Source organism: Massilia sp., assembly GCF_031995545.1.
Classification (GTDB): domain Bacteria; phylum Pseudomonadota; class Gammaproteobacteria; order Burkholderiales; family Burkholderiaceae_D; genus Telluria.
The window spans coordinates 180,735-202,994 of the sequence record NZ_DAMAGA010000003.1; the positions used below are offsets into that span (position 1 = coordinate 180,735).

14 protein-coding genes are annotated in these 22,260 nt (G+C 64.9%); 8 read left to right on the forward strand and 6 right to left on the reverse strand.

Annotation, left to right across the window (positions count from 1 at the left end; all coding sequences use genetic code 11):
- Position 1 precedes the first annotated feature (1 nt).
- From xdhB to RTQ83_RS04350, 8 genes are all read left to right on the forward strand, one after another.
- Positions 2-2,359, forward strand: coding sequence for a xanthine dehydrogenase molybdopterin binding subunit (gene xdhB, locus RTQ83_RS04315; protein ID WP_409456075.1), 2,358 nt, complete (start codon positions 2-4; stop codon positions 2,357-2,359).
- Positions 2,356-3,354, forward strand: a complete 999-nt coding sequence (gene xdhC, locus RTQ83_RS04320) for a xanthine dehydrogenase accessory protein XdhC (RefSeq protein ID WP_312511453.1) — start codon at positions 2,356-2,358, stop codon at positions 3,352-3,354. Before xdhB ends, xdhC begins: the two co-directional genes overlap by 4 nt.
- On the forward strand, positions 3,354-4,658 hold the full coding sequence (gene guaD / locus RTQ83_RS04325; RefSeq protein WP_312511454.1) for a guanine deaminase: 1,305 nt from the start codon (positions 3,354-3,356) through the stop codon (positions 4,656-4,658). The genes xdhC and guaD overlap by 1 nt, the downstream gene beginning before the upstream one ends.
- A 108-nt stretch (positions 4,659-4,766) precedes the next feature.
- A complete protein-coding gene (locus RTQ83_RS04330) occupies positions 4,767-6,257 on the forward strand; it encodes an adenosine deaminase (protein WP_312511455.1) in 1,491 nt (496 codons plus the stop codon).
- 511 nt (positions 6,258-6,768) lie between these two features.
- Positions 6,769-10,152, forward strand: a complete 3,384-nt coding sequence (locus RTQ83_RS04335) for a TonB-dependent receptor domain-containing protein (protein WP_312511456.1) — start codon at positions 6,769-6,771, stop codon at positions 10,150-10,152.
- A 211-nt stretch (positions 10,153-10,363) separates the two neighbouring features.
- Positions 10,364-12,043 (forward strand): bifunctional metallophosphatase/5'-nucleotidase, encoded by a 1,680-nt coding sequence (locus RTQ83_RS04340; protein WP_312511457.1) that lies wholly within the window; start codon positions 10,364-10,366, stop codon positions 12,041-12,043.
- A gap of 25 nt (positions 12,044-12,068) precedes the next feature.
- On the forward strand, positions 12,069-13,142 hold the full coding sequence (locus RTQ83_RS04345; protein ID WP_312511578.1) for a S1/P1 nuclease: 1,074 nt from the start codon (positions 12,069-12,071) through the stop codon (positions 13,140-13,142).
- 143 nt (positions 13,143-13,285) lie between these two features.
- Positions 13,286-14,164, forward strand: a complete 879-nt coding sequence (locus tag RTQ83_RS04350; protein ID WP_312511458.1) for a MipA/OmpV family protein — start codon at positions 13,286-13,288, stop codon at positions 14,162-14,164.
- A 65-nt stretch (positions 14,165-14,229) separates the two neighbouring features.
- Here the strand turns inward: RTQ83_RS04350 and RTQ83_RS04355 are convergent, their stop codons facing one another.
- From RTQ83_RS04355 to RTQ83_RS04380, 6 genes are all read right to left on the reverse strand, one after another.
- Positions 14,230-15,840 carry a methyl-accepting chemotaxis protein gene (locus tag RTQ83_RS04355; protein WP_312511459.1) on the reverse strand — a complete coding sequence of 537 codons (1,611 nt, stop codon included), beginning with the start codon at positions 15,838-15,840 and terminating at the stop codon, positions 14,230-14,232.
- A 246-nt stretch (positions 15,841-16,086) separates the two neighbouring features.
- Positions 16,087-17,052 (reverse strand): ABC transporter permease, encoded by a 966-nt coding sequence (locus RTQ83_RS04360; RefSeq protein WP_312511460.1) that lies wholly within the window; start codon positions 17,050-17,052, stop codon positions 16,087-16,089.
- A 3-nt stretch (positions 17,053-17,055) separates the two neighbouring features.
- Entirely contained in the window at positions 17,056-18,162 is a 1,107-nt protein-coding gene (locus RTQ83_RS04365) for an ABC transporter permease (RefSeq protein WP_312511461.1), read from the reverse strand.
- On the reverse strand, positions 18,159-19,688 hold the full coding sequence (locus RTQ83_RS04370; RefSeq protein ID WP_312511462.1) for an ABC transporter ATP-binding protein: 1,530 nt from the start codon (positions 19,686-19,688) through the stop codon (positions 18,159-18,161). Before RTQ83_RS04370 ends, RTQ83_RS04365 begins: the two co-directional genes overlap by 4 nt.
- A gap of 93 nt (positions 19,689-19,781) precedes the next feature.
- Positions 19,782-20,813: a BMP family ABC transporter substrate-binding protein gene (locus RTQ83_RS04375; protein ID WP_312511463.1), complete on the reverse strand. Its 1,032-nt coding sequence runs from the start codon at positions 20,811-20,813 to the stop codon at positions 19,782-19,784.
- Positions 20,814-21,216: 403 nt separating this feature from the next.
- Positions 21,217-22,230, reverse strand: coding sequence for an alpha/beta hydrolase (locus RTQ83_RS04380; protein ID WP_312511464.1), 1,014 nt, complete (start codon positions 22,228-22,230; stop codon positions 21,217-21,219).
- Positions 22,231-22,260 lie beyond the last annotated feature (30 nt).

Sequence of the window (22,260 nt, forward strand, 5' to 3'; positions counted from 1 at the left end):
CATGAACGACGCAGGCATCGCACGCGCAAGGGGCCAGATGGCCGCTCCGGTCTCGGACAACTGGGCCGAAGTAGGGCGCGCGCGCAAGCACGAATCGGCCGAGCTGCACGTGCGCGGCCAGGCCACCTACACCGACGACATCCCGGAACTGGCCGGCACGCTGCACGCCGCCCTCGGCCTGTCGGCGCGCGCGCATGCGCGCATCACGGCCATCGATGTCGCGGCAGTGAAGGCCGCGCCTGGCGTGGTGGCGGTGCTGCTGGCGCGCGACATTCCCGGCACCAACGATTGCGGCCCGATCATCCATGACGATCCGATCCTGGCCGATGGCCTGGTCCAGTACGTCGGCCAGCCGCTGTTCATCGTCGTCGCCGACAGTCACGATAACGCGCGCCGCGCCGCGCGCCTGGCCATCGTCGACTACGACGAGCTGCCGGCGATCCTGACCCCACAGGCGGCGCGCGCCGCCGAATCCTACGTGCTGCCGCCGATGCGCCTGGCGCGCGGCGATGCGGCCGGCGCCTTCGCCCGTGCTGCCCACGTGGTGCAGGGCGAATTGTCGGTCGGCGGCCAGGAACAGTTCTACCTCGAAGGCCAGATCGCCTACGCGATCCCCGGCGAAGACCGTGGCATGCACGTGTACTGCTCGACCCAGCACCCGAGCGAGATGCAGCACGTGGTGGCGCACGCGCTCGGCCTGCATTCGCACCACGTCAGCGTCGAGTGCCGCCGCATGGGCGGTGGCTTCGGCGGCAAGGAATCGCAGTCGGCATTGTGGGCCGCGGCCGCGGCGATCGCCGCCGTGCGTACTGGCCGCCCGGTCAAGCTGCGCGCCGACCGCGACGACGACATGCTGGTCACCGGCAAGCGTCACTGCTTCCACTACCTGTATCAAGTCGGCTACGACGACGACGGCCGCATCCTGGCCGCGAAGGTCGACATGGTCACGCGCGCCGGCTACTCGGCCGACCTGTCCGGGCCGGTGGCCACGCGCGCCGTCTGCCACTTCGACAATGCGTATTACCTGTCAGACGTCGAGATCCGCGCCGCCTGCGGCAAGACCAACACCCAGTCGAACACCGCCTTCCGTGGCTTCGGCGGACCACAGGGCGCGATCGCGATCGAGTACGTGCTGGACGAGATCGCGCGCAACCTGGGACGCGACCCGCTCGACATCCGGCGCCTGAATTTCTACGGCACCCAGGAACGCAACGTCACGCCGTATGGCCAGACCATCGTCGACAACGTGATCGGCAAACTGGTGGACGAGCTGGAAGCGTCGAGCGACTACAGCGCACGGCGCGCCGAAGTCGCCAGCTACAACCGTACCAGCCCCGTGCTGAAGAAAGGCCTGGCGCTGACGCCGCTGAAGTTCGGCATCGCCTTCAACGTCACCCACCTGAACCAGGCCGGCGCGCTGGTGCACGTGTACGTGGACGGCTCGGTGCTGGTCAACCACGGCGGCACCGAGATGGGGCAGGGCATCAACACCAAGGTGATGCAGGTGGTGGCGCACGAACTGGGCGTATCGCTGGAACGGGTGCGCGCCACCGCCACCAATACCTCCAAGGTCTCCAATACCTCGGCCACCGCCGCCTCCACCGGCGCCGACCTGAACGGCAAGGCGGCGCAGGATGCGGCGCGCACCATCCGCGAACGGCTGGCCGGTTTCGCCGCGCAGCAGTACGGTGGCGCGGCCAACGAGGTGCGCTTCGCGGCCGGCACCGTGTTCGTCGCGGGTCTCGCGCTGCCGTTCGAGGAACTGGTGGCCAAGGCCTATCTGGCGCGGGTGCAGCTGTGGTCGGACGGTTTTTATGCCACGCCCGGCCTGTCGTGGGATCCGAAGACCATGACCGGCCATCCGTTCTCGTACTTCGCCTACGGCGCGGCGGTGTCGGAAGTGGTGGTCGATACGCTCACCGGCGAATTCAAGCTGCTGCGCGTCGATGCGCTGTACGACGCCGGCCGCTCGCTCAACCCGGCGATCGACATCGGCCAGGTGGAAGGCGCCTTCATCCAGGGCATGGGCTGGCTCACCACCGAGGAACTATGGTGGAATGCTGCCGGCAAATTGATGACGCATGCGCCGTCGACCTACAAGATCCCCGGCGTCTCGGACTGTCCCGAAGACTTCCGCGTGCGCCTGTTCGACAACGCCAACGTCGAGGACAGCATCCACCGCTCCAAGGCGGTGGGTGAGCCGCCGCTGCTGCTGCCGTTCTCGGTGTTCTTCGCGATCCGGGACGCCATCTCGGCGGTGGGCGAGCACAAGGTCAATCCGCCGCTGCGTGCGCCGGCGACCTGTGAAGCGATCCTGGATGCGATCGACTTCGTCGAAGCGGCGGCGCGCGCATCATGAACGATTGGCTCAATGAGGCCGGCGGCATCCTGGTGACGGTGGCTGCCAGCAAGGGCTCGGTGCCGCGCGAACCGGGCGCGAAGATGCTGGTGCGTGTCGATGATTTCGACGGCACCATCGGCGGCGGCCACCTGGAGCACCGCGCGCTCGAGATTGCGCGCGCCATGCTGCAGCAGAATGCGCCGCGCCGCTTCGAGCGTTTCGCGCTGGGGCCGAGCCTCGGCCAGTGCTGCGGCGGCGTGGCCTGGCTCGCGTTCGAGCATGCCGATGCCGACCAGATGGCGGTGCTGCGTGCACGCCGCAATGACGATACCTGGCGCGTGATCACCCTCGACGGCGCGCATGACTGGGCGCTGTTCGACGCCGCCGGCAGCCAGCTGGCAGGCGGCGCCAACGCACCCGCATTCGACCGCGACACGGCCACGCGCGTGATCGAAGGCGAGGGCGGCCGCCGCTGGCTGGTCGATGCGGTGTTGGCGCCGCGCGCTCACCTGATGCTGTTCGGCGCCGGCCACGTCGGCGCCGCCATCGTGCGCGCACTGGGCGAGCTGCCGTGCCGCGTCACCTGGGTCGACGAACGCGACGATCTGTTCCCGCTGCAGATCCCGGCCAACGTGACGGTCGAAGCCACCGACAGCCCCGAGGCGCTGGTTGCAAACGCCGCCCCCGGCACCAGCTTCCTGGTCATGACCCACAGCCACGCCCTCGACCTGCGCCTGTGCCACGCGATCCTGTCGCGCTCCAGCCCCGACTGGTTCGGCCTGATCGGCTCCGCCACCAAGCGCAGCCAGTTCGAAGCACGCCTGCGCGAACGCGGCGTCAGCGAAACGCGTCTTGCTGGTATGGTATGCCCGATCGGCCTGCCCGGCATCGCCGGCAAGGCCCCGGCCGTGATCGCAGCGTCGGTCGCGGCCCAGCTGCTCTCCGTCTGGGAGTCGACCCTGGAGTCGACCCCGCAAGCAGCCTCCCCTGAAGAACAACTGGAATTCCACTGATGTCCACCGCACCACATTCCGTGCAAGCCTACCGTGCGAGCTTGCTGCACTTCCGCGCCGATCCGGCATTCGACGACCAGGCCGCACTTTGGCATGAAGACGGCCTGCTGGTCGTCGAGAACGGCCGCGTCAAGGCTGCCGGCGACTACGCCGCATTGATCGCCACGCTGCCGCCCGGCGTCGAACCGCGCGACTACCGCGGCAAGGTGATCGCCCCCGGCTTCATCGACACCCACCTGCATTACCCGCAAACCGACATGATCGCCTCGCCGGCGCCGGGCCTGCTGCCATGGCTCGACACCTATACCTTCCCGACCGAGCGCCAGTTCGAAGACCCGGCGCACGCGCGCGCCACCGCCGACTTCTTCCTCGACGAGCTGCTGCGCTGCGGCACCACCACCGCTGTGGTGTACTGCACCGTGCACCCGCAATCGGTCGACGCCTTCTTCGAAGCGAGCGAGGCGCGCAACCTGCGCATGGTCGCCGGCAAGGTGCTGATGGACCGCAACTGCCCCGACTTCCTGCGCGACCTCGAAGGTGGCCTGGGACAGAGCGAAGCGCTGATCGAGAAATGGCACAAGCGCGGCCGCGCGCTGTATGCGATCACGCCGCGCTTCGCCCCGACCTCGACCGATATCCAGTTGCGCCTGACCGGCGAACTGGCGGCGCGCCACCCGGACACCTTCATCCAGACCCACGTCTCGGAAAACAAGGACGAGTGCAGCTGGGTGAGCGAACTGTTCCCGCAGGCGCGCAGCTACCTCGACGTCTACGAACGCTTCGGCCTGATGCGCCCGCGCGCGCTGTTCGGCCACTGCATCTGGCTCGACGACGAAGACTTCGCACGCATGGCGGCCACCGGTTCGGCGGCGAGCGTGTGCCCGACCTCGAACCTGTTCCTGGGCAGCGGCCTGTTCGACTTCGAGCGCGCCGACGGCGCCAAGGCATTGCTCTCGCTCGGCACCGACGTCGGTGCCGGCACTTCGTTCTCGATGCTGCAAACGATGAACGAAGCTTATAAAGTGGCGCGCTTGAAGGGCAGTTACCTGCCGGCGCTACGCATGTTTTATCTGGCCACGCTGGGTGCCGCGCGCGCGATGCGCCTGGAAGACACGATCGGCAGCTTCGCTCCTGGCCTGGAAGCGGACTTCGTCGTGCTCGATCCGCAGGCCACGCCGTTGCTGGCGCGCCGCACCGGCCATTGCAACTCGCTCGAAGAACTGCTGTTCGCGCTGGCGCTGCTCGGCGACGACCGCACCGTCGCCGCCACCTATTCAGCCGGCAAGGCGGTCCATGTCCGGTAGGTTGGCGGCGCAGCCGCCAACCCCACGTTGCCAACAATGAACGAACGGTTTAGAGTTGCGCGATCGTCCGCCTGCGAGAGCGGTCGTCATTCATCGAGAAAGCACACCATGCACAAGAATCTGACCGCCGGCGCCTTGCTGGCGCTCGCCGTTGCCGGCGCGCCGGCCATGGCAAAAGAACCGGCCAGCGCCAACGAAGCGAAAACCGCGCATCATTACGCCGCCCTGATCGCGGGCGACCAGCCGAACCTGGCCGGCCTGACCATGTTCTTCACCCAGATGCCAAAAGGCGGCGACCTGCATCACCATTACTCGGGCGCGATCTACGCCGAGACCTACGTCGATTTCGTCGACAAGCAGGGCTTCTGCATCAACAAGAACACCTACCGCATCGAGACCGACAAGGCGGTCATCGCCGCCGAACGCGCCAAGCCGGCCGCGCAGCGCAGCTGCCTGTCGGGCGCCGAAGTGAACGCCGACGAAGACGTCTGGCGCGAGCTGGTCAAGCGCTGGTCGAACAAGGATTTCCACAATCATTCGTCGGCGCAGATCGCGCCGGACCGCCGTTTCTTCCACACCTTCGGCTACTTCGGCCCGGTCGCCAACGACAACCTGCACGAAGGCCTGCAAGAGATCAAACAGCGCGCCATCGCAGAGAATGTCGGCTACATCGAAACCATGTTCCTGCTGTCGCCGTTCGTGCCGGACGCCGGCTTCGATACCCAGGCATGGAACAACGTGGACGACGACAAGGCGCTCGACGCCGCCATGCGCGCCACCTTCGCGAAACTGGACAAGGACCCGGCCTTCAACAAGACCATCGACGATTTCGTCGCCGGCATCGTGAAAGCATCCGAGGGCATCGACGACGAACGCTTCACCATGCGCTACCAGAACTACGTGCTGCGTCTGCTGAACCCATCGATGGTGTTCTCGTCGATGATGTCGAGTTTCAAGGCCGCGCAAAAGAACCCGCGCATCGTCGGCGTGAATATCGTCGGCCAGGAAAGCCAGCACGTGCCGATGCGCGACTACGCGCTGCACATGAAGATGTTCCGCTTCATGAAGGCGATGTACCCGGACGTGAAAGTAGCGATGCACGCCGGCGAACTGGCGCTGGGCGACGTGCCGCCGGAAGGCCTGAAGTTCCACATCGACCAGGCCTTGAGCGTGGCCGGCGCGCACCGCATCGGCCATGGCCTCGACCTGGCGCATGAAGCCAATGCCCCTGCGATCATGAAGACCATGCGCGAGAAGGACATCCCGGTCGAGATCAACCTGACCTCGAACGCCTTCATCAGCGGCGTGGCCGGCGCCGACCACCCGATCAACCTGTACCGCCAGTACGGGGTGCCGTACGTGATCTCGACCGACGACGCCGGCGTGACGCGCCATACGCTGTCACACGAATACGTGCAGTTCGCCAGCCAGTTCAAGCCGAGCTACGCGGAAGTGAAAAAAGCTTCGTACGCCAGTATCCGCTACGCATTCCTGTCCGTCGCGGAAAAGCAACGACTGACGAGTCAGCTCGATCAGCGTTACAAAAAATTCGAAGCCGATATCGCCGCATTGGCCGCACGCGCGGTCTCCGCCAAATAAAGTCTGACCTCGGCAGTCCGGCGCTCGCCGGACTGCCTGCCTGTCATAATCGGCAGGCGATTGTTTGGCGATAAGTTAATCTAAAATTAACTTATGTCGCCTTCTCGCTACAAAAATCTTCGCTCCACAGCTACTTCCACCGAATTTTTTCCGAAAAAATTCCATTGAAGCATGCCGCACATATAATCCCGCCTTGTCATATTCCGGCTCCGATGGAGCGGATTGTGTCGCGTACAGACAACACTTGCGCGGCGATTTATATGCAAAAGCTCTAAAACCCTAAGCCAAAACGAATTTGTCGGCTTGTCGAAAGCTCATGCATATTGGCGGCATTCCGCTGTAAATCACCTCTTCACCGCGTCATTTTGTTGAAACATTGTAACGATACAATCGCAGCCGCTTGTCGGCTGAAACGCCGGCGCATCAAGCACAACAATAAGCTGTAAATCGTAGGGGAGGGCGTCCTTCCAGGGCGTCCAACAATCACTTGAAGTTCTTTTTGGGGTTATCAATGATCACTCAACAACAGATCCGGCTCACCAAGTTGGCGCTGGCTTTGTCCGTTGCACTGGCGGCTGCGCCGTCGTTTGCACAGAACACCACCTCGGCTATCGGCGGCCGTATTTCGGCTTCCAGCGGCGCGCCAGCTGCCGGCGCCCAGGTGACGATCACGCACGTCGAGTCGGGTTCTGTCAGCAATGTCGTCACTGACGCTGAAGGCCGCTACGTCGCACGCGGCCTGCGCGTGGGTGGTCCTTACACGATTACCATCACCAAGGACGGCATCACCGAGACCCGTACCGACGTCTTCACCGACCTGGCGCAAACCGCCGAAATCGACGCCACCCTGGGCCAGAAGATCCAGACCGTGGCCGTGACCGGCAGCGCCGCGCGCGCCGAGGTCTTCTCGCGCAGCGCCATGGGCGCCGGCACCGCGATCAGCAACACCGAACTGCAGACCCAGGCGTCGATCCAGCGTAACCTGCAGGACTACGCCCGTATCGATCCGCGCGTGTCGCAGACCGACAAGGACCGCGGCGAAATCTCCGTGGCCGGCCAGAACTCGCGCTACAACTCGATGACCATCGACGGCGTCGCGATCAACGACACCTTCGGCCTGGAATCGAACGGCAGCCCGACCGCGCGCCAGCCGATCTCGATCGAAGCGATCCAGTCCGTGCAAGTGAACGTCGCCAACTACGACGTCACCCAGAAGGGCTACACCGGCGCCAACATCAACGCCGTGACCAAGTCGGGTACCAACACCTACAAGGGTGGCGTGTACTACGTGTTCCGCAACGACACCATGTCGGGCGACCGTTACGACCCGATCACCGACACCTACAGCAATCCGCCGAAGTCGAAGGAAACCACCAAGGGTATCTGGGCATCCGGTCCGCTGATCCAGGACAAGCTGTTCATCTACGCTCTGGCTGAAAACTTCGAGAGCTCGCGTTCGAGTCCGGACTTCGGACCGATCGGCGCCGGTCTCGGCACCACCGTCGGCATTACCCAGTCGGCCATCAGCGAAGCACAGCGCATCGCCCAGAGCCAGTACGGCGTCGACATCGGCGGCGTCGCTTCGGGCGGCTCGCTGCTGACCTCGAAAGAGCGCATGGTGAAGTTCGACTGGAACATCACCGACGAACACCGCGCCAACCTGCGCTATGCCAAGACCGAACAGGGCGAGCCGTTCTATCCAGGCTATTCGGCCACCGAAGTCGGCCTGTCGTCGAGCTTCTACAACCAGGGCAAGTCGATCGAGACCGTGGTCGGCCAGGTGTTCTCGGACTGGACCCCGAACTTCTCGACCGAGCTGAAATTCTCGACCCGCGACTACGATTCGGTGCCGACCAATGCCACCCGCACCCCGGCAATGAGCCTGCAGTTCACCGGCGCCCTGCCGGAAGGCGCACCGTCGGGCACCTCGGACCGCGACCGCTTCCTGCGCTTCGGTACCGAACGTAGCCGTCACAACAACGTGTTGCGCAACAAGACCAAGGACTACTACGCCGGCGCCAACTGGATCCTGGGCGACCACGAAGTGAAGTTCGGTGTCGACCGCACCGAAAACAAGATCTACAACGCCTTCCTGCAAGACGTGTACGGCAACTACACCTTCGGCTGCACGCTGGCGAACTGCGCCACCGCAAGCGCCGCACAGATCGAAGCGTCGGTGCTGGAGAACTTCCGCCTCGGCCGTCCGACCAGCTACAGCGTGCAGCGCGCCGTGCCTGGCGGTTCGCTGGACAACGCCGTTGCCCAGTTCGAACTGAAGAACACCGGCCTGTTCCTGCAGGATACCTGGAGTGTCAACGACCAGCTGACCCTGACCTACGGCGTGCGTTACGACCGTAACGACGTCGGCGGCACGCCGCTGGCGAACGCCGCCGCGGCCCGGCCGCTGGTGGCAGGCAATCCGGCAACCAATACCCGCCAGAGCGGCGGCTTTGGTCTGGACAACACCCGCACCATCGACGGCACCGACCTGATCCAGCCGCGTTTCGGCTTCAACTACCGCTTCGACAAGGCGCCGCGTCCGACCCAGTTGCGCGGCGGCTTCGGCCTGTTCCAGGGCGCGGCGGCAACCGTGTGGATGTCGAACCCGTTCTCGAATCCTGGCGTGGCTGCACAGACCATCAGCTGCTCGGGTAGCGGCGCGACCCGCTGCCCGACCACCGGCAGCCTGATCAGCTTCAACCCGGATGGCCAGCCGGTCGTGGCCGGCGCCATCCCGGCAGCCAACGTGGACTTCCTGGATCCGGGCCTGCGTCAGCCGTCGATCTGGAAAGCCAACCTGGCGTTCGACACCGAACTGCCATGGTACGGCCTGGTGTTCGGCGCCGAAGCCCTGTACACCAAGAACAAGAACGGCATCTATTACGAACACCTGAACCTGGGCGCGGCAACCGCGACCGGTAGCGATGGCCGTCAGATTTTCTGGGACGCCGCCGGCCGCAGCGCCGCCTGCTACAACGTGGCCCGCAACGCCGCGACCCTGGTTAACAACTGCGCGACCAGCAAGGCGCTGAGCAACCGCAGCTACGGCAACGTGCTGGTGGCCCGCGATACCGACAAGGGCGATGCCAAGGTGCTGACCATGTCGCTGTCGAAGCCGCTGACGAAGGGCTTCGGCTGGTCGGTGGCCTACACCTACACCGATTCGACCGAAGTCTCGCCGCTGACCTCGTCGGTGTCGAACTCGAACTTCAACGGCCGTTCGGTGTTCAACCCGAACGAGGAAGAAGCTGCTACCTCGAGCTATGCCATCAAGAACCGTGTGAACGCCTTGATGAACTTCCAGAAGAAGTTCTTCGAGAACTACAACACCCGCCTGGGCATCTTCTACGAAGGTCGTGAAGGCCGTCCGTACAGCTGGACGATCAACAATGACCTGAACGGCGACGGACTGGCCGGCAACGACCTGATGTACATCCCGACCGCGTTCGGTTCCGGCGAAGTCGTGTTCGTGGGCGATACCGCGACCAACCGCGCCAACGAGCAGCGCTTCTGGGACGTGGTCAACGCCAACAAGGGCCTGCACGGTTCGGCTGGCGGTGTCGTGAAGCGTAACAACAGCACCTCGGAATGGGTCAACACCTTCGACGTGCGTATCAGCCAGGAAATCCCGGGCATCTTCGCGCGCAACAAGGCAACCTTCACGCTGGACTTCATGAACTTCGGTAACCTGCTGAACAAGAAGTGGGGCCGTACCGAAGAAATCAGCTTCCAGTCGAATGGCGGCATGGCGCGCAGCTTCGTCGACTATGCCGGTATCGACGAGCAAGGCCGTTACCGCTACGTCGTGCGCAACGAAGTCGAGCGTCAAGACCTGAAGCAGTCGAAGGGCGAGTCGCAGTGGGCCATCCAGGCAACCCTGCGTTACGAGTTCTAATCTCTCGACACGCAACATGAGTTGAGCCAGAACGGCCGGTGGAAACACCGGCCGTTTTTTCGTGCCGCTTTTCTTGCGCAAGTGAAGCAGACCAATGTAAGGATTTCCCGCGGCCGGGGCGCATGGGATAATCCTGGTTGCCGAGGTCGCTCGCACTTCCGCTTTTCCGGCCACCGCCATGGTGGCCCGCATTCAATAAAAGGTATTTCCCATGAACGCTTCGCGTCGCGCATACGCCGGCCTGTCCACCCTCACCATGGCGCTGCTGCTGTCGGCCTGCGCCAGCACGCCACAAGCCCCGGTGACCATCAACCTGGTTTCGCTGAACGATTTCCACGGCAACCTCGAGCCGAGCCGCTACACCATGAAAGACGTCGACGGCAAGGAACACGTGCTGCGCGCCGGCGGCGCCGAAGCGGTGGCTGCCGCGCTGCAGGCGTGGCGCAAGGAAGACAAGGACCTGCTGCTTGTCTCGACCGGCGACATCGTCGGCGCCAGCCCGGCGCTGTCCTCGCTGTGGGCCGACGAGCCGACGATCCAGGCCATGAACATGCTGGGCCTGCGCGCGAGCGCGGTCGGCAACCACGAATTCGACGGCGGCCGCAAGGAACTGCTGCGCCAGCAGCACGGCGGCTGCGACTCGTCGCGTCCGGCCAAGGCCTGCAAGTACGCCCCGACCTTCGGCGGCGCCAAATTCACGTACCTGGGCGCCAACGTGATCGACGCCGCCACCGGCAAGCCGTTCATCCCGGGCTACACCATCGAAACCGTGAAGGGCATCAAGGTCGGCCTGGTCGGCGTGGTGCTGCGTGATACCCCCAACATGGTGGTGGCGTCGGGCGTGGCCGGCTTGCGCTTCGGCGATGAAGCCGACGCCATCAACGCGCTGCTGCCGCAGATGCGCGCCGCCGGCGCCCAGGTGATCGTGGCGCTGGTGCACCAGGGCGGCCGCACCGTCGAGTCGCCATTCAAGACCGACTGCTCGCAGCTGACCGGCGACATCGTCGATGTCACCAAAAAGATCGACCCGTCGGTCAAGCTGGTGCTGACCGGCCACTCGCACCAGGGCTACCTGTGCGGCGTCGACGGCCGCGTCGTGACCCAGGCCGACACCGCCGGCCACCTGCTCACGCGCGTCTCGATGCAGGTCGAACCTGGCAGCGGCGCGGTGCGCGACCTGAAGGTCAGCAACGTGGTGATGAAGCCGGGCGAGTATCCGGCCGACGAGAAGATGGTGGCCTTCGTGGCCGAAGTGAAAGAGCGCAGCCAGGCCGCGCTGGCGCGTCCGATCGCGCGGGTAGCCGGCACGCCGCTGCTGAGGAAGCGCGACGCGAATGGCGAATCGACCATCGGCCGCCTGGTGGCCGATGCGGCGCTGGATTCGACCCGTCACCTGGGCGCGAAAATCGCCTTCATGAACAATGGCGGCGTGCGCCGCGACCTGGAAGCCGGTCCTGACGGCAGCGTCAACTTCGGCCAGGCCCAGGCCGTGCTCCCGTTCGGCAATACCATGGTGGTGATGGACCTGACCGGCGCCCAGATCAAGCGCCTGCTGGAACGCCAGTGGAACCAGCCCGAAGCGACGGGCGACGCCATCATGCACGTGTCGGAAGGCTTCAGCTACGCCTGGGATGCCAAGCGGCCGGTCGGCAGCCGCCTGGTGCCGGGCAGCGTCAAAATCGACGGCAAGGAAGTGCAGGACGGCGCGACCTACCGCATCGCCGCCAACAACTTCCTGGCCGAAGGCAGCGACGGCTATCCGGAATTCGCCCAGGGCACCAACCGCATCGACACCGGCATGATCGACCTGGAAGGCTTTACCGCCTACCTGAAGAAGATCGAAGGGCAGGGCGCGCCGAAGGCGACGCCGCGTATCCGCAAAGCCGACTGAGCGTAGTAAAGATCAAGGAATCATGATGAAGAAACTTGCATGCGCGCTGGCCCTGACTGCGGCCTTCGCATCGATGGCGGCGCCGGACGCCGCCGCCTGGGGCCGCGACGGCCACCGCGCCGTGGGCGCGATCGCCGACAAGCTGCTCAAGGGCAGCAATGCGCAAAAGCAGATTGCACTGCTGCTGCAGCCGGGCGAATCGCTGGAGTCGATCGCCAACTGGGCCGACTGCGTGAAGGGCACTTATTGCGGCCCGCAGACGCAGGAGATGATCGACTACGTCGAGGGCAATCCGCGCCACAGCGAATACCACTACACCAACACCCCGTTCCAGCTCGACCACTACCATGAGCACGGCGTGGGCACCAGCGACGTCGACATCGTGCAGACGCTGAAGCAGTGCATCGCCGTCCTGCAGGGTAAAACCGATCCGGCGCTGAACCCGCACAACTTCAGCAAGCGCCAGGCGCTGATCCTGCTGACCCACTTCGCCGGCGACATCCACCAGCCGCTGCACGTCGGTTCGGCGTTCGTGAGCAAGGACGGCAAGTTCGTGGTGCCGAAGAACCGCGCCGAAGTCGACGAAAGCCTGGTCTTCGATTCGCGCGGTGGCAACAACCTGCTGCTGGACGACGAGCGCCTGGTGGCGCTGTCGTCGAAGCTGATTCCTGCCGCAGACTTGGCCAATGCGCCGGTGGTGGTAAAAGAAGGCGTGCCCAAGGCGCTGACCAAGCCGTTCCACTCTTACTGGGACAGCACCACGGTCGACTACGCTTTCCGCCGCATCAAGACCCGCACCCCGGAACAGTTCGCGCAGGTGGCGATCGACAGCCATCCGCACGTCGCCACGCCGAAGGGCGACGTCTCGACCTGGCCGGTGCAGTGGGCCGACGACGGCCTGGTGGCGGCCAAGCTGGCCTACGCCGACGTGGTGCCGGGCAAGCTGACCCCGCAGACCAGCAAGAAGGGCGAGACCTACTACACCTTCGCGCTGGAAGTGCCGGACAACTATCCGGTGCCGAGCTCGGCGGTGGCGAAGACGCAGCTGATCAAGGGCGGGTACAACCTGGCGGCGATGCTGACCAAGATCTGGCCGTAAGCCGGCGCCGGTTTCATCGCAAACAGCAAAACGTCATCCTGCGCGATGACGTTTTTTTTGAGCGCCAACAGCCGGGTGATCGTGTGCTGAGCATGTGCGAACTCCGCTAGAATCGGTTCACCTCTTGATCCGATCCCGCACCCATGTCCCTTATTTCCAAGGCCGTCCTGGCCGCAGCCGGCCTGTCCCTGAGCGCGGCTTGCGCCTTCGCCCAATCCGCCGACGAAAGCCGGTTGCCGCTATGGGAATTCGGCGTCGGCGCCTTCGGCGTCAGCACGCCGGCCTACCCCGGCGCCGACGACCGCAGCGGCCGCGTGCTGGCCTTGCCTTACCTGCTGTACCGCGGCGAAGTGCTGCGCGCCGACCAGTCGGGCGTGGGGGCGCGCCTGTTCCGTTCCGAGCGCACCGAATTCGACATCGGCCTGGCCGGCGCGCTGCCGTCCGAATCCGACGACGTCGAAGCGCGCAGCGGCATGCCGGATCTGGGCACGCTGTTCGAGTTCGGTCCGCGCCTGAAGATCAAGCTGGCCGACCTCAGCCCCACCAGCCGGCTGCGCGCCGAACTGCCGCTGCGCGCGGTGATCGAGGCCAGGGGAGGGCTGCGGCGCCAGGGCTGGACCTTCGAGCCGCGGCTGGCCTATGAGACGCGCGGCCTGCCCGGCATGGCGGCGGGGCCCTGGTCGTTCGAAGCCAATGCCTCGGTGGTGTTCGGCGACAAGCGCCTGAATCGCTACTTCTACGAAGTGGCGCCGCAGTACGCCACGGCATCGCGCCCGGCCTATGAGGCCGACGCCGGCCTGGTGCTGGCCCGGGTCGGCCTGTTCGCCACGCGCCAGATGAATCCGGATGTGCGCGTGTTCGGCTTCGTGCGCTATGAGTCGTATGCCGGCAGCGCCAACCGCGACAGCCCGCTGCACCTGAAGAACAGCGGCGCCTCGGCCGGCATCGGCTTCGCCTGGACCTTGGCGCGCTCGAGCCGGTCGGCGGCGCGTTACGAACCGGTCGATCCGGTTACGCCATAAAAAAAACGCCGGGAAGCCCCGGCGTTTTGTCCAGCATGGGGCGGCAGCGCCGCCCGCGAACCGTGTTACGCGGTCAGCGCCGGACGCGCATTGTTGCGCAGTGCCGGACGGCCGCCGTGCGCCTGCGCGGCTTCGAAGCGGAAGGTCGACACCAGCTGCGCCAGCGCGTCGGCCTGTTCGCGCATCGCGCTCGAGGCGGCGGCGGCTTCTTCCACCAGCGCCGCGTTCTGCTGCGTCACCTGGTCCATCTGCGCGATGGCGCCGTTGACCTGCTCGATGCCGGCCGACTGCTCCTGGCTGGCCATAGCGATGTCCGACATGATGGTGGTCACGCGGTTGATGCTGTCCACGATTTCCTGCATGGTGCTGCCGGCGTCCGACACCAGGCGGCTGCCTTCCTCGACCTTGCCGGTCGAGTCGCCGATCAGGGTCTTGATTTCCTTGGCGGCGGCGGCCGAGCGCTGCGCCAGGTTGCGCACTTCCGATGCCACCACGGCGAAGCCGCGGCCCTGTTCGCCGGCACGCGCCGCTTCCACCGCGGCGTTCAGCGCCAGGATGTTGGTCTGGAAAGCGATGCCGTCGATGACGCCGGTGATGTCGCCGATCTTCTTCGACGAATCGGCGATCGCGGTCATGGTCTGCACCACGCGGCCGACGGTCTCGCCGCCGCGGCCGGCCACTTGCGAGGCGGCCTGTGCCAGCTGGTTGGCTTCGCGGGCATTGTCGGCGTTCTGGCGCACGGTCGAGGTCAGTTCTTCCATCGACGACGCGGTTTCTTCCAGCGCGCTGGCCTGTTGTTCGGTACGGGCCGACAGCTCCAGGTTGCCGGCCGAGATCTGGCTGGCCGCTTCGCCGATGGTTTCGGTACCGCTGCGCACCTGGCCGACGATGCTGACCAGGTTGTCGTTCATGTCGCGCAGCGCGCCCATCAGGGTGCCGGTCTCGTTGCTGCCCTGGACCACGATGCGGCTGGTCAGGTCGCCCTGGGCCACGGTCTGGGCCACCGACACCGCTTCGGTCAGCGGTGCGCTGATGCGGCGGCCGATCCACCAGGCGCAGACGCCGCCGAACAGCAGCGCGACGACGGTCAGCGCCAGCTGCAGGGTGAGGTTGGTCTGGAAGCCGGCGTCGATTTCCTGCGCGTCATGCGCCACCACGTCCTGCTGGTACTTGACGATCGCGCCCAGCGAATCGACATAGGCGCGCACGCGCGGCACCATGTCGGTATCCAGGAACTTGCGCACGGCCTCGGCTTCGCCGGCCGCCTTCTGCGCCATCACCGCCTTGCGCGCGGCGCGGTAGCCTTCGCGCTGCTCGTCCACCTTGCCGAACAAGGCGAAGGCGGTCGGGTCGGTCGACAGGGTTTCCTTGAGTTCCTTCTGCAGCACGTCGGAACGCTTCGACGAAAGAGCGATCGCATCCAGGAAGAATTTTTCGTCGGCCTGATCGGCCATCTTGATCGCCGCCAGCGTGCGCGCCGCGTTGGTCTCGATGATCGCCTGCCACTCCTGCAGCATGGCCAGGCGGCGCATGCTGTCGCCGGACAGCTTGTCGGTCAGCGCTTCGGCTTTCTGCATCTGCACCAGGCCGATGCCGACCAGCAGCACCATCATGGCGAGAATGGCGCCGAAGCCGCTGAACAGCAGCGTGCGTATTTTAACGTTCTGAATTTTCATATGTCCTCGCTGAGAAAGTGCAAAATCCGGTTCAGGCAGTAAATGTTGCCGTGAGGAACGCCATTCTCGCAGAGAAAGATGAAAAAAATCGATAAAATTGTGCGCCCGATAACGTGATTTTTCACACGGCGTGGCGTAGGGCCGACGCTTTGTTACATTCTAACAAGCGTGGCAGGGGGAAATGTCTATACAGGCAGGCGCTCCCTTGCGCGATGGCAGAGGGAGCGCCAGGATATCAAGGCGGGCTTAGCGCGACTTGACGAACGGCTTGCCGAGCGCTTTCGGCGCCACCGACTTGGCCATCAGGCCGGCCAGCACGACCACCGTGACGACGTACGGGATCATCTGGATCAGTGAACCCGGGATGCGGCCCACCACCGGCAGGTCGACGCCTTCGATCTGGATCTGGATCGCCGAGAAGAAGCCGAACATCAGGCAGCCGAGCACGGTCTGCAGCGGACGCCAGTTGCCGAACACCAGCGCGGTCAGGGCCAGGTAGCCGGCACCGGCCGACATGTCGCGCAAGAAGAAGCCGCTCTGCACGATCGACAGGTAGGCGCCCGAGAACGAGCACAGCACGCCGGCGATGATCATCGCCGTGTAGCGGGTGCGCTGGACCGAGATGCCGGCCGCGTCGGCGGCGTGCGGATTTTCTCCGCAGGCGCGCAGGCGCAGGCCGAAGCGGGTGTGGTACAGGGTCCAGTGCACGACCGGCAGCAGGGCGAAGGCGAGATACACCAGCACCGAATGGCCGCCGATCACGTGGCCATACAGCCAGCCCAGCACCGGCACGTCGGCCACCAGCTCGGTGCCCGGCAGCACCACGTCGGTCAGGCGCGCGTCGCCCAGCGCCGGCGTGCGTCCGCCCTGCTGGAAGAAGTACTGCGCCACCACGAAGGTCAGGCCGCTCATGGCGATGTTGATGGCGATGCCGGCCACCAGCTGGTTGCCCTTCTGGGTGATCGAGACGAAGGCCTGCAGCAGGGCCAGCGCCATCGAGGCCAGGATGCCGGCGCCGATGCCGAGCCACGGGTCCTGGAAGCTGTAGGCGACGCCGGCCGAGACGAAGGCCGAGGCCAGGATCTTGCCCTCGAGGCCGATGTCGACCACGCCGCTGCGTTCGGCGAACAGGCCGGCCATGGCCGCGAAGATCAGCACCGGCGCGTTGCGGATGGTGGAGACGACGATGCTGGCGAACTGGAAGTCATCCATGGCTTAACCTTTGATACTGTTGTTGCTGTTGTTACGGCGGGCGTTGATCAGCTTCAGGATCGCCGGTCCGTACATGCTTTCCATGGCGCCGCAGAACAGGATGATCAGGCCCTGGATGAAGACGATGGTCTCTTGCGGAATGTTCGGCTTTTCCAGCGACAGGTCGAACCCGCCCTGGATCAGCGCGCCGAACAGCACCGACGACAGCAGGATGCCGACCGGGTTCTGGCGCCCCATCAGCGCGATCGCGATGCCGATGAAGCCGGCGCCGGCCGGGAAGTTCAGGCTCAGGTAGTGGGTCGAACCCATGATCGAATTCACCGCCGCCAGGCCGGCCAGGGCGCCCGAGATCAGCATGGTGACAATGATGGTGCGGCTGATGCGCACGCCGGCGTAGTGGGCGGCGTGGGCATTCAGGCCAGTGGCCTGCAGCTTGTAGCCCCAGCTCGAGCGCGACACCGCCACGCCGTAGATCACCAGCGCCACCAGGGCCAGGATGAACGAGATGTTCAGCGGCGTGTCGCCCAGCGCCGGGAACCAGGTGTACAGGGTCGGCATCGCCGCCGCTTCGCTGAAGGTGCGGCTGGCCGGGTTCTGGTCGCCTTCCGGAATCAGGTGGCTGACGATGATGTAGTTCATCAGATTCGCCGCGATGAAGTTGAACATGATGGTCGTGACCACCACGTGACTGCCGCGCTTGGCCTGCAGGTAGCCGGGCAGGAAGGCCCAGCCGGCGCCGAATACCGCGCTGGCAACGATCGCCAGCGGGATCAGCAGCCACGGCGACATGCTCGCGTCGAAGCTGAGCATTACCAGCGTCAGGCCCAGGCCGCCCAGGTACATCTGGCCTTCGGCGCCGATGTTGAACAGGCCCGCCTTCATGGCGATCGAGACCGCCAGGCCGGTGAAGACAAAGGTCGAGGCGTAGAACAGCGTGTAGCTCAGGCCTTCCGGATTGATGACGGCGCTGTTGATCAGGATCTGCAGCGACTCGACCGGGCTTTCGCCCAGCAGGTGGATCACCAGGGCCGCCACCAGGAGGGCCGACAGCAGGTTCAGGACCGGCAGGACGAAGCCCGAGGCCCAGCGTGGGAGTTCAGTGGTTTTCATGATTTGTGCATCCCGCCCATCAGGAGGCCGATGCGGGTGGTATCGAATTCGTCAATATTGAGTTCGCCGGTGACGCGGCCGCCCGACATCACCACGATGCGGTCGGCCAGTGCGCGCACTTCTTCCAGCTCGGTCGACACCAGCAGGATCGCCACCCCTTCGTCGCGCAGGCGCAGCAGCTGGGTGTGGATGCTTTCGATGGTGCCGATGTCGACACCGCGGGTCGGCTGGCCGACCAGCATCAGCTTGGGCGCGCTCGAGACTTCGCGCGCGATCACCACCTTCTGCTGGTTGCCGCCCGAGAGCAGGCCGATGCGCACATTGGGGTCTTTCGGACGCACGTCGAATTCTTCCAGCAAGTGGGCGCAGCGCGCCGCGATGGCCTTGAAGTCGAACAGCCCGGCGCCGTTGGTGACGCGGTCCTGGTAGCCGAACACGGTGTTTTGCATCACCGAGAAATCCTTGATCACGCCGTCGCGCAGGCGGTCTTCCGGCACGTGGCCGATGCCGAGGTTGCGGAAGGTGGCAGGCAGGCCGTCGGCATTCGAGCGGCCGGCGAAGGGCAGGGGCTTGCCTTCCATCGTCACATTACCGGACGTCGGCAGGCGCATGCCGGACAGGATTTCCATCAGCTCGCTCTGGCCGTTGCCGGACACGCCGGCGATCGCGACGATTTCGCCGGCGCGCACGTTCAGGGCGATGTCGGCCAGCAGTTGCACGCCGTTCGAGTCCTTGAGCTGCAGGTTTTCCACCTGCAGCACCGGCGCGCCCGGTAAGTACGGTTTGCGCGGCAGGTTGCCCTCGATCGGACGGCCGACCATCATATTCGCCAGCTGCTCCTTCGAGGTGTCGACGGTGGCGACGGCGCCGGCCACGCGGCCCGCGCGCATCACCGTCACCTGGTCGGTGATTTCCATGATCTCGCCCAGCTTGTGGGTGATCAGGATGATGGTTTTGCCCTGCTCCTTGAACAGGCGCAGGATATCGAACAGCGAGGCGATTTCCTGCGTGGTGAGGACGGCGGTGGGCTCGTCCAGGATCAGGATTTCGGCGCTGCGGTAGATCTGTTTCAGGATTTCGACGCGCTGCTGGGCGCCGACCGACAGATCGGAAATGACGGCCAGCGGATCGACGTCGAGGCGGTAGCGGGTGCAGATCTCGCGCAGCTTGGCCTCGGTTTCGGCGCGTTTCTTCGACAGCTTGAAGCCACCCTCGGTGCCCAGCATCACGTTGTCGAGCACGGTCATGTTCTCGACCAGCATGAAGTGCTGGTGGACCATGCCGATGCCGAGTCCGATCGCTTCCTGGCTGGAGCGGATCTTTTGCTCGGCGCCGTTGATGACGAGCTGGCCGCTGTCGGCGTGGTAGTAGCCGTACAGGATGCTCATCAGGGTGGATTTGCCGGCGCCATTTTCGCCGATCACGCCATGGATCGAACCCTTGGCGATCGAGAAGCTGACGTCGGCGTTCGCCTGCACCGGCCCGAAGGCCTTGCTAATGTTGCGAAATTCTACGGCTGGCTGCATGGCGATCTGTCGTTAATTGGAGTGTGCATTCATTCAAAAGCGCGCCGGACCGGGATCAACCGGTGCGGCGCGCTTCGCGATGGGTATAAAGAATCAGACCGGGCAGCTGCTGCCGGCGCGGTAATCGATGACCTTGATCTTGCCGTTGATGATGTCGGTGCGCACGGCGTTCACGCGCTTCTCGATCTCTGGCGTGACGACCTTGCGGTTGTCCTTGTCCAGCACCCAGTCGACGCCGCCTTCTTTCAGGCCCTTATAGGTGACGCCGCCTTTCCAGGTGCCGTTCTGGACCGACTTGAACGAGTCGTAGATCGCCACGTCGACGCGTTTGACCATCGAGGTCAGCATGGTGCCCGGATGCAGGTAGTTCTGGTTCGAATCGACGCCGATCGCCAGCTTGCCCTTTTCCTTGGCCATCTGCAGCGCGCCCATGCCGCTGCCGCCGGCCACGGCGAACACCACGTCGACGCCGCGGTCGAACTGGGCACGCGCCAGTTCGCCACCCTTGGCCGGGTCGTTCCAGGCGGCGGCGGTGGTGCCGACCATGTTCTGGACGATCTCGGCCTTCGGCGCGGTGGCCTTGATGCCTTGCGCGTAGCCGCAGGCGAAGGCGCGGATCAGCGGAATGTCCATGCCGCCGACGAAGCCCAGCTTCTTGGTCTTGGACGCCATCGCGGCGGCGGTGCCGACCAGGTAGGAGCCTTCCTGTTCCTTGAACATCACCGAATTGACGTTCGGACCTTGCGCGATGCTGTCGATCAGCACGAAGCGCACGTTCGGGAATTCCTTGGCAACTTTTTGCACGGCCTGGGTCTGCGAGAAGCCGATCGCCGCGATCAGGTCGATCTTCTTGCGCGCCAGGCCACGCATGACCTGTTCCGCCTGCGTGTCGCTGTTGGCTTGCACTTCCAGTACCTTGATGCCGGTTTCCTTGCTAAAGCGCTGCAGGCCTTCGTAGGCGGACTGGTTGAACGACTTGTCGAACTTGCCGCCCGCATCGTAGACCACGCCGAACTTGGGCGCGGCGATCGGACCTGCGGTCGGCGCGGCAACCGCCGACGGAACCATCGCAGTGCCAACCACGGACAGCGCCGCAATGGTCATGCTGAGTTGCTTGAATTTCATGTATGGGCTCCTGGAATAGCGATATTGTACCCGCCGCACGGCTGGCGATGGGATGGGCTGCACGGCGGCATGGCGGTAACAACGCGACGGCAAGGGAAGCTGCCGCGTTGTTCCTGCTTTGCGCTGCGCGATTGTGTCAGCCCAAGAGACCGCTGGGGGTGTCGAATTGTATCTGGTGACCTATTTCTTCGGCGGAAATGTATATGTCGCATGTCAGCAACAAGGCTTTCCAGCGAACCTACGGCGCAGTGAGAGGGCCGATCGCATGGTGCACGGGCGGATACGGGTCATCACAGCGCAAGCTGTCAAATATGCATCAATCTACAAGTTGATGACAAATACGATTTTACTTCCCAATTTATTCGATGGAAATATAACTGCTGACAACTTTTGCAATTATTTTCTAAGCCGAGGCTTTTTCGGGCAGGTCGGGCGAGGGGAGGATGGGGGTATTTGCCGCCGGCGGGGTGACGCTGACGGTGATCGGCACGGCACTGGCCGCCGCAATGACGGGCTCTTCCGTCAATACGGTGGCCGGTGCTTCGGCCTTCTGGTCCGCCGCCGCAGCGGTGGCGGCGTCGAGCGGCTGGCTGAACTGGCGGGTGAGGAAGCCGGCGATCATGTCCTGGGTGGCATCCAGGTAGGGGATGTTCATGTGGTCCGAGTCGGGCACGGTGTCGTCCGCCACCAGCCGGCCCAGCTTGGCCACCAGCAGGTCGGTGTTCGCGTGCGGCACCACGTCGTCGCTGGCGGCGCGCAGCACATAGGTCGGCGCCTTGAGCGCGGGCGCGTGCTTGATCGACTCGAAGCGGTGGCGCAGCATGTACTCGATCGGCATCACGCGGAAGCGCCGCTTGGCGATCGCCAGGATCGAATCGTAGGGGGTAATCAGGACCACCGAGTGGGCCGGACGCTCCTTGGCCACCTGCACCGCCACGCCCGAACCCAGGCTGCGCCCGACCACGGCGATGCGGCGCGCGTCGACCTGGCCGCGCGTGGCCAGCCAGTCGAACAGCAGGCAGCCGTCCTCGATCATGTGGATCTCGGCCGGGATGCCCTGCGATTCGCCATAGCCGCGGTAGTTCATGGCCAGCACGGTCATGTTGGGGAACAGCTTGCCGGCATCGCGCACCACCCACGACACTTCTTCCGAGCGGCCGCCGAAGTACAGCACCGCGGGGCGCGGGCCGGGAATGGTCGGGGTCATCAGCCAGCCGCACAGGCGGGTGCCGTCCTTGGCGCGCAGCACCACCGGGCGGGTGCGGTGGCCGCTCGAGCGCGGGTGCTGGACTTCGCGTTCCAGGGTCGGATTGAACACCAGGCGGCGCTGGTTGGCCGCGACGGCAGCCGTCAGCCCCAGCCAGAGCATGCTGGCAAATCCGGTGATCCCTGCCGCCATTTTCTTCGAGGTGTCCATGGGTGCAGTCTACGCCTGCTCAGCCGTTTT

Excerpts from the sequence above, each read along its gene's own strand:
- xdhB (WP_409456075.1), top strand. The coding sequence starts at position 2 with ATGAACGACGCAGGCATCGCACGCGCAAGGGGCCAGATGGCCGCTCCG.
- xdhC (WP_312511453.1), top strand. The coding sequence starts at position 2,356 with ATGAACGATTGGCTCAATGAGGCCGGCGGCATCCTGGTGACGGTGGCT.
- guaD (WP_312511454.1), top strand. The coding sequence starts at position 3,354 with ATGTCCACCGCACCACATTCCGTGCAAGCCTACCGTGCGAGCTTGCTG.
- RTQ83_RS04330 (WP_312511455.1), top strand. The coding sequence starts at position 4,767 with ATGCACAAGAATCTGACCGCCGGCGCCTTGCTGGCGCTCGCCGTTGCC.
- RTQ83_RS04335 (WP_312511456.1), top strand. The coding sequence starts at position 6,769 with ATGATCACTCAACAACAGATCCGGCTCACCAAGTTGGCGCTGGCTTTG.
- RTQ83_RS04340 (WP_312511457.1), top strand. The coding sequence starts at position 10,364 with ATGAACGCTTCGCGTCGCGCATACGCCGGCCTGTCCACCCTCACCATG.
- RTQ83_RS04345 (WP_312511578.1), top strand. The coding sequence starts at position 12,069 with ATGAAGAAACTTGCATGCGCGCTGGCCCTGACTGCGGCCTTCGCATCG.
- RTQ83_RS04350 (WP_312511458.1), top strand. The coding sequence starts at position 13,286 with ATGTCCCTTATTTCCAAGGCCGTCCTGGCCGCAGCCGGCCTGTCCCTG.
- RTQ83_RS04355 (WP_312511459.1), bottom strand. The coding sequence starts at position 15,840 with ATGAAAATTCAGAACGTTAAAATACGCACGCTGCTGTTCAGCGGCTTC.
- RTQ83_RS04360 (WP_312511460.1), bottom strand. The coding sequence starts at position 17,052 with ATGGATGACTTCCAGTTCGCCAGCATCGTCGTCTCCACCATCCGCAAC.
- RTQ83_RS04365 (WP_312511461.1), bottom strand. The coding sequence starts at position 18,162 with ATGAAAACCACTGAACTCCCACGCTGGGCCTCGGGCTTCGTCCTGCCG.
- RTQ83_RS04370 (WP_312511462.1), bottom strand. The coding sequence starts at position 19,688 with ATGCAGCCAGCCGTAGAATTTCGCAACATTAGCAAGGCCTTCGGGCCG.
- RTQ83_RS04375 (WP_312511463.1), bottom strand. The coding sequence starts at position 20,813 with ATGAAATTCAAGCAACTCAGCATGACCATTGCGGCGCTGTCCGTGGTT.
- RTQ83_RS04380 (WP_312511464.1), bottom strand. The coding sequence starts at position 22,230 with ATGGACACCTCGAAGAAAATGGCGGCAGGGATCACCGGATTTGCCAGC.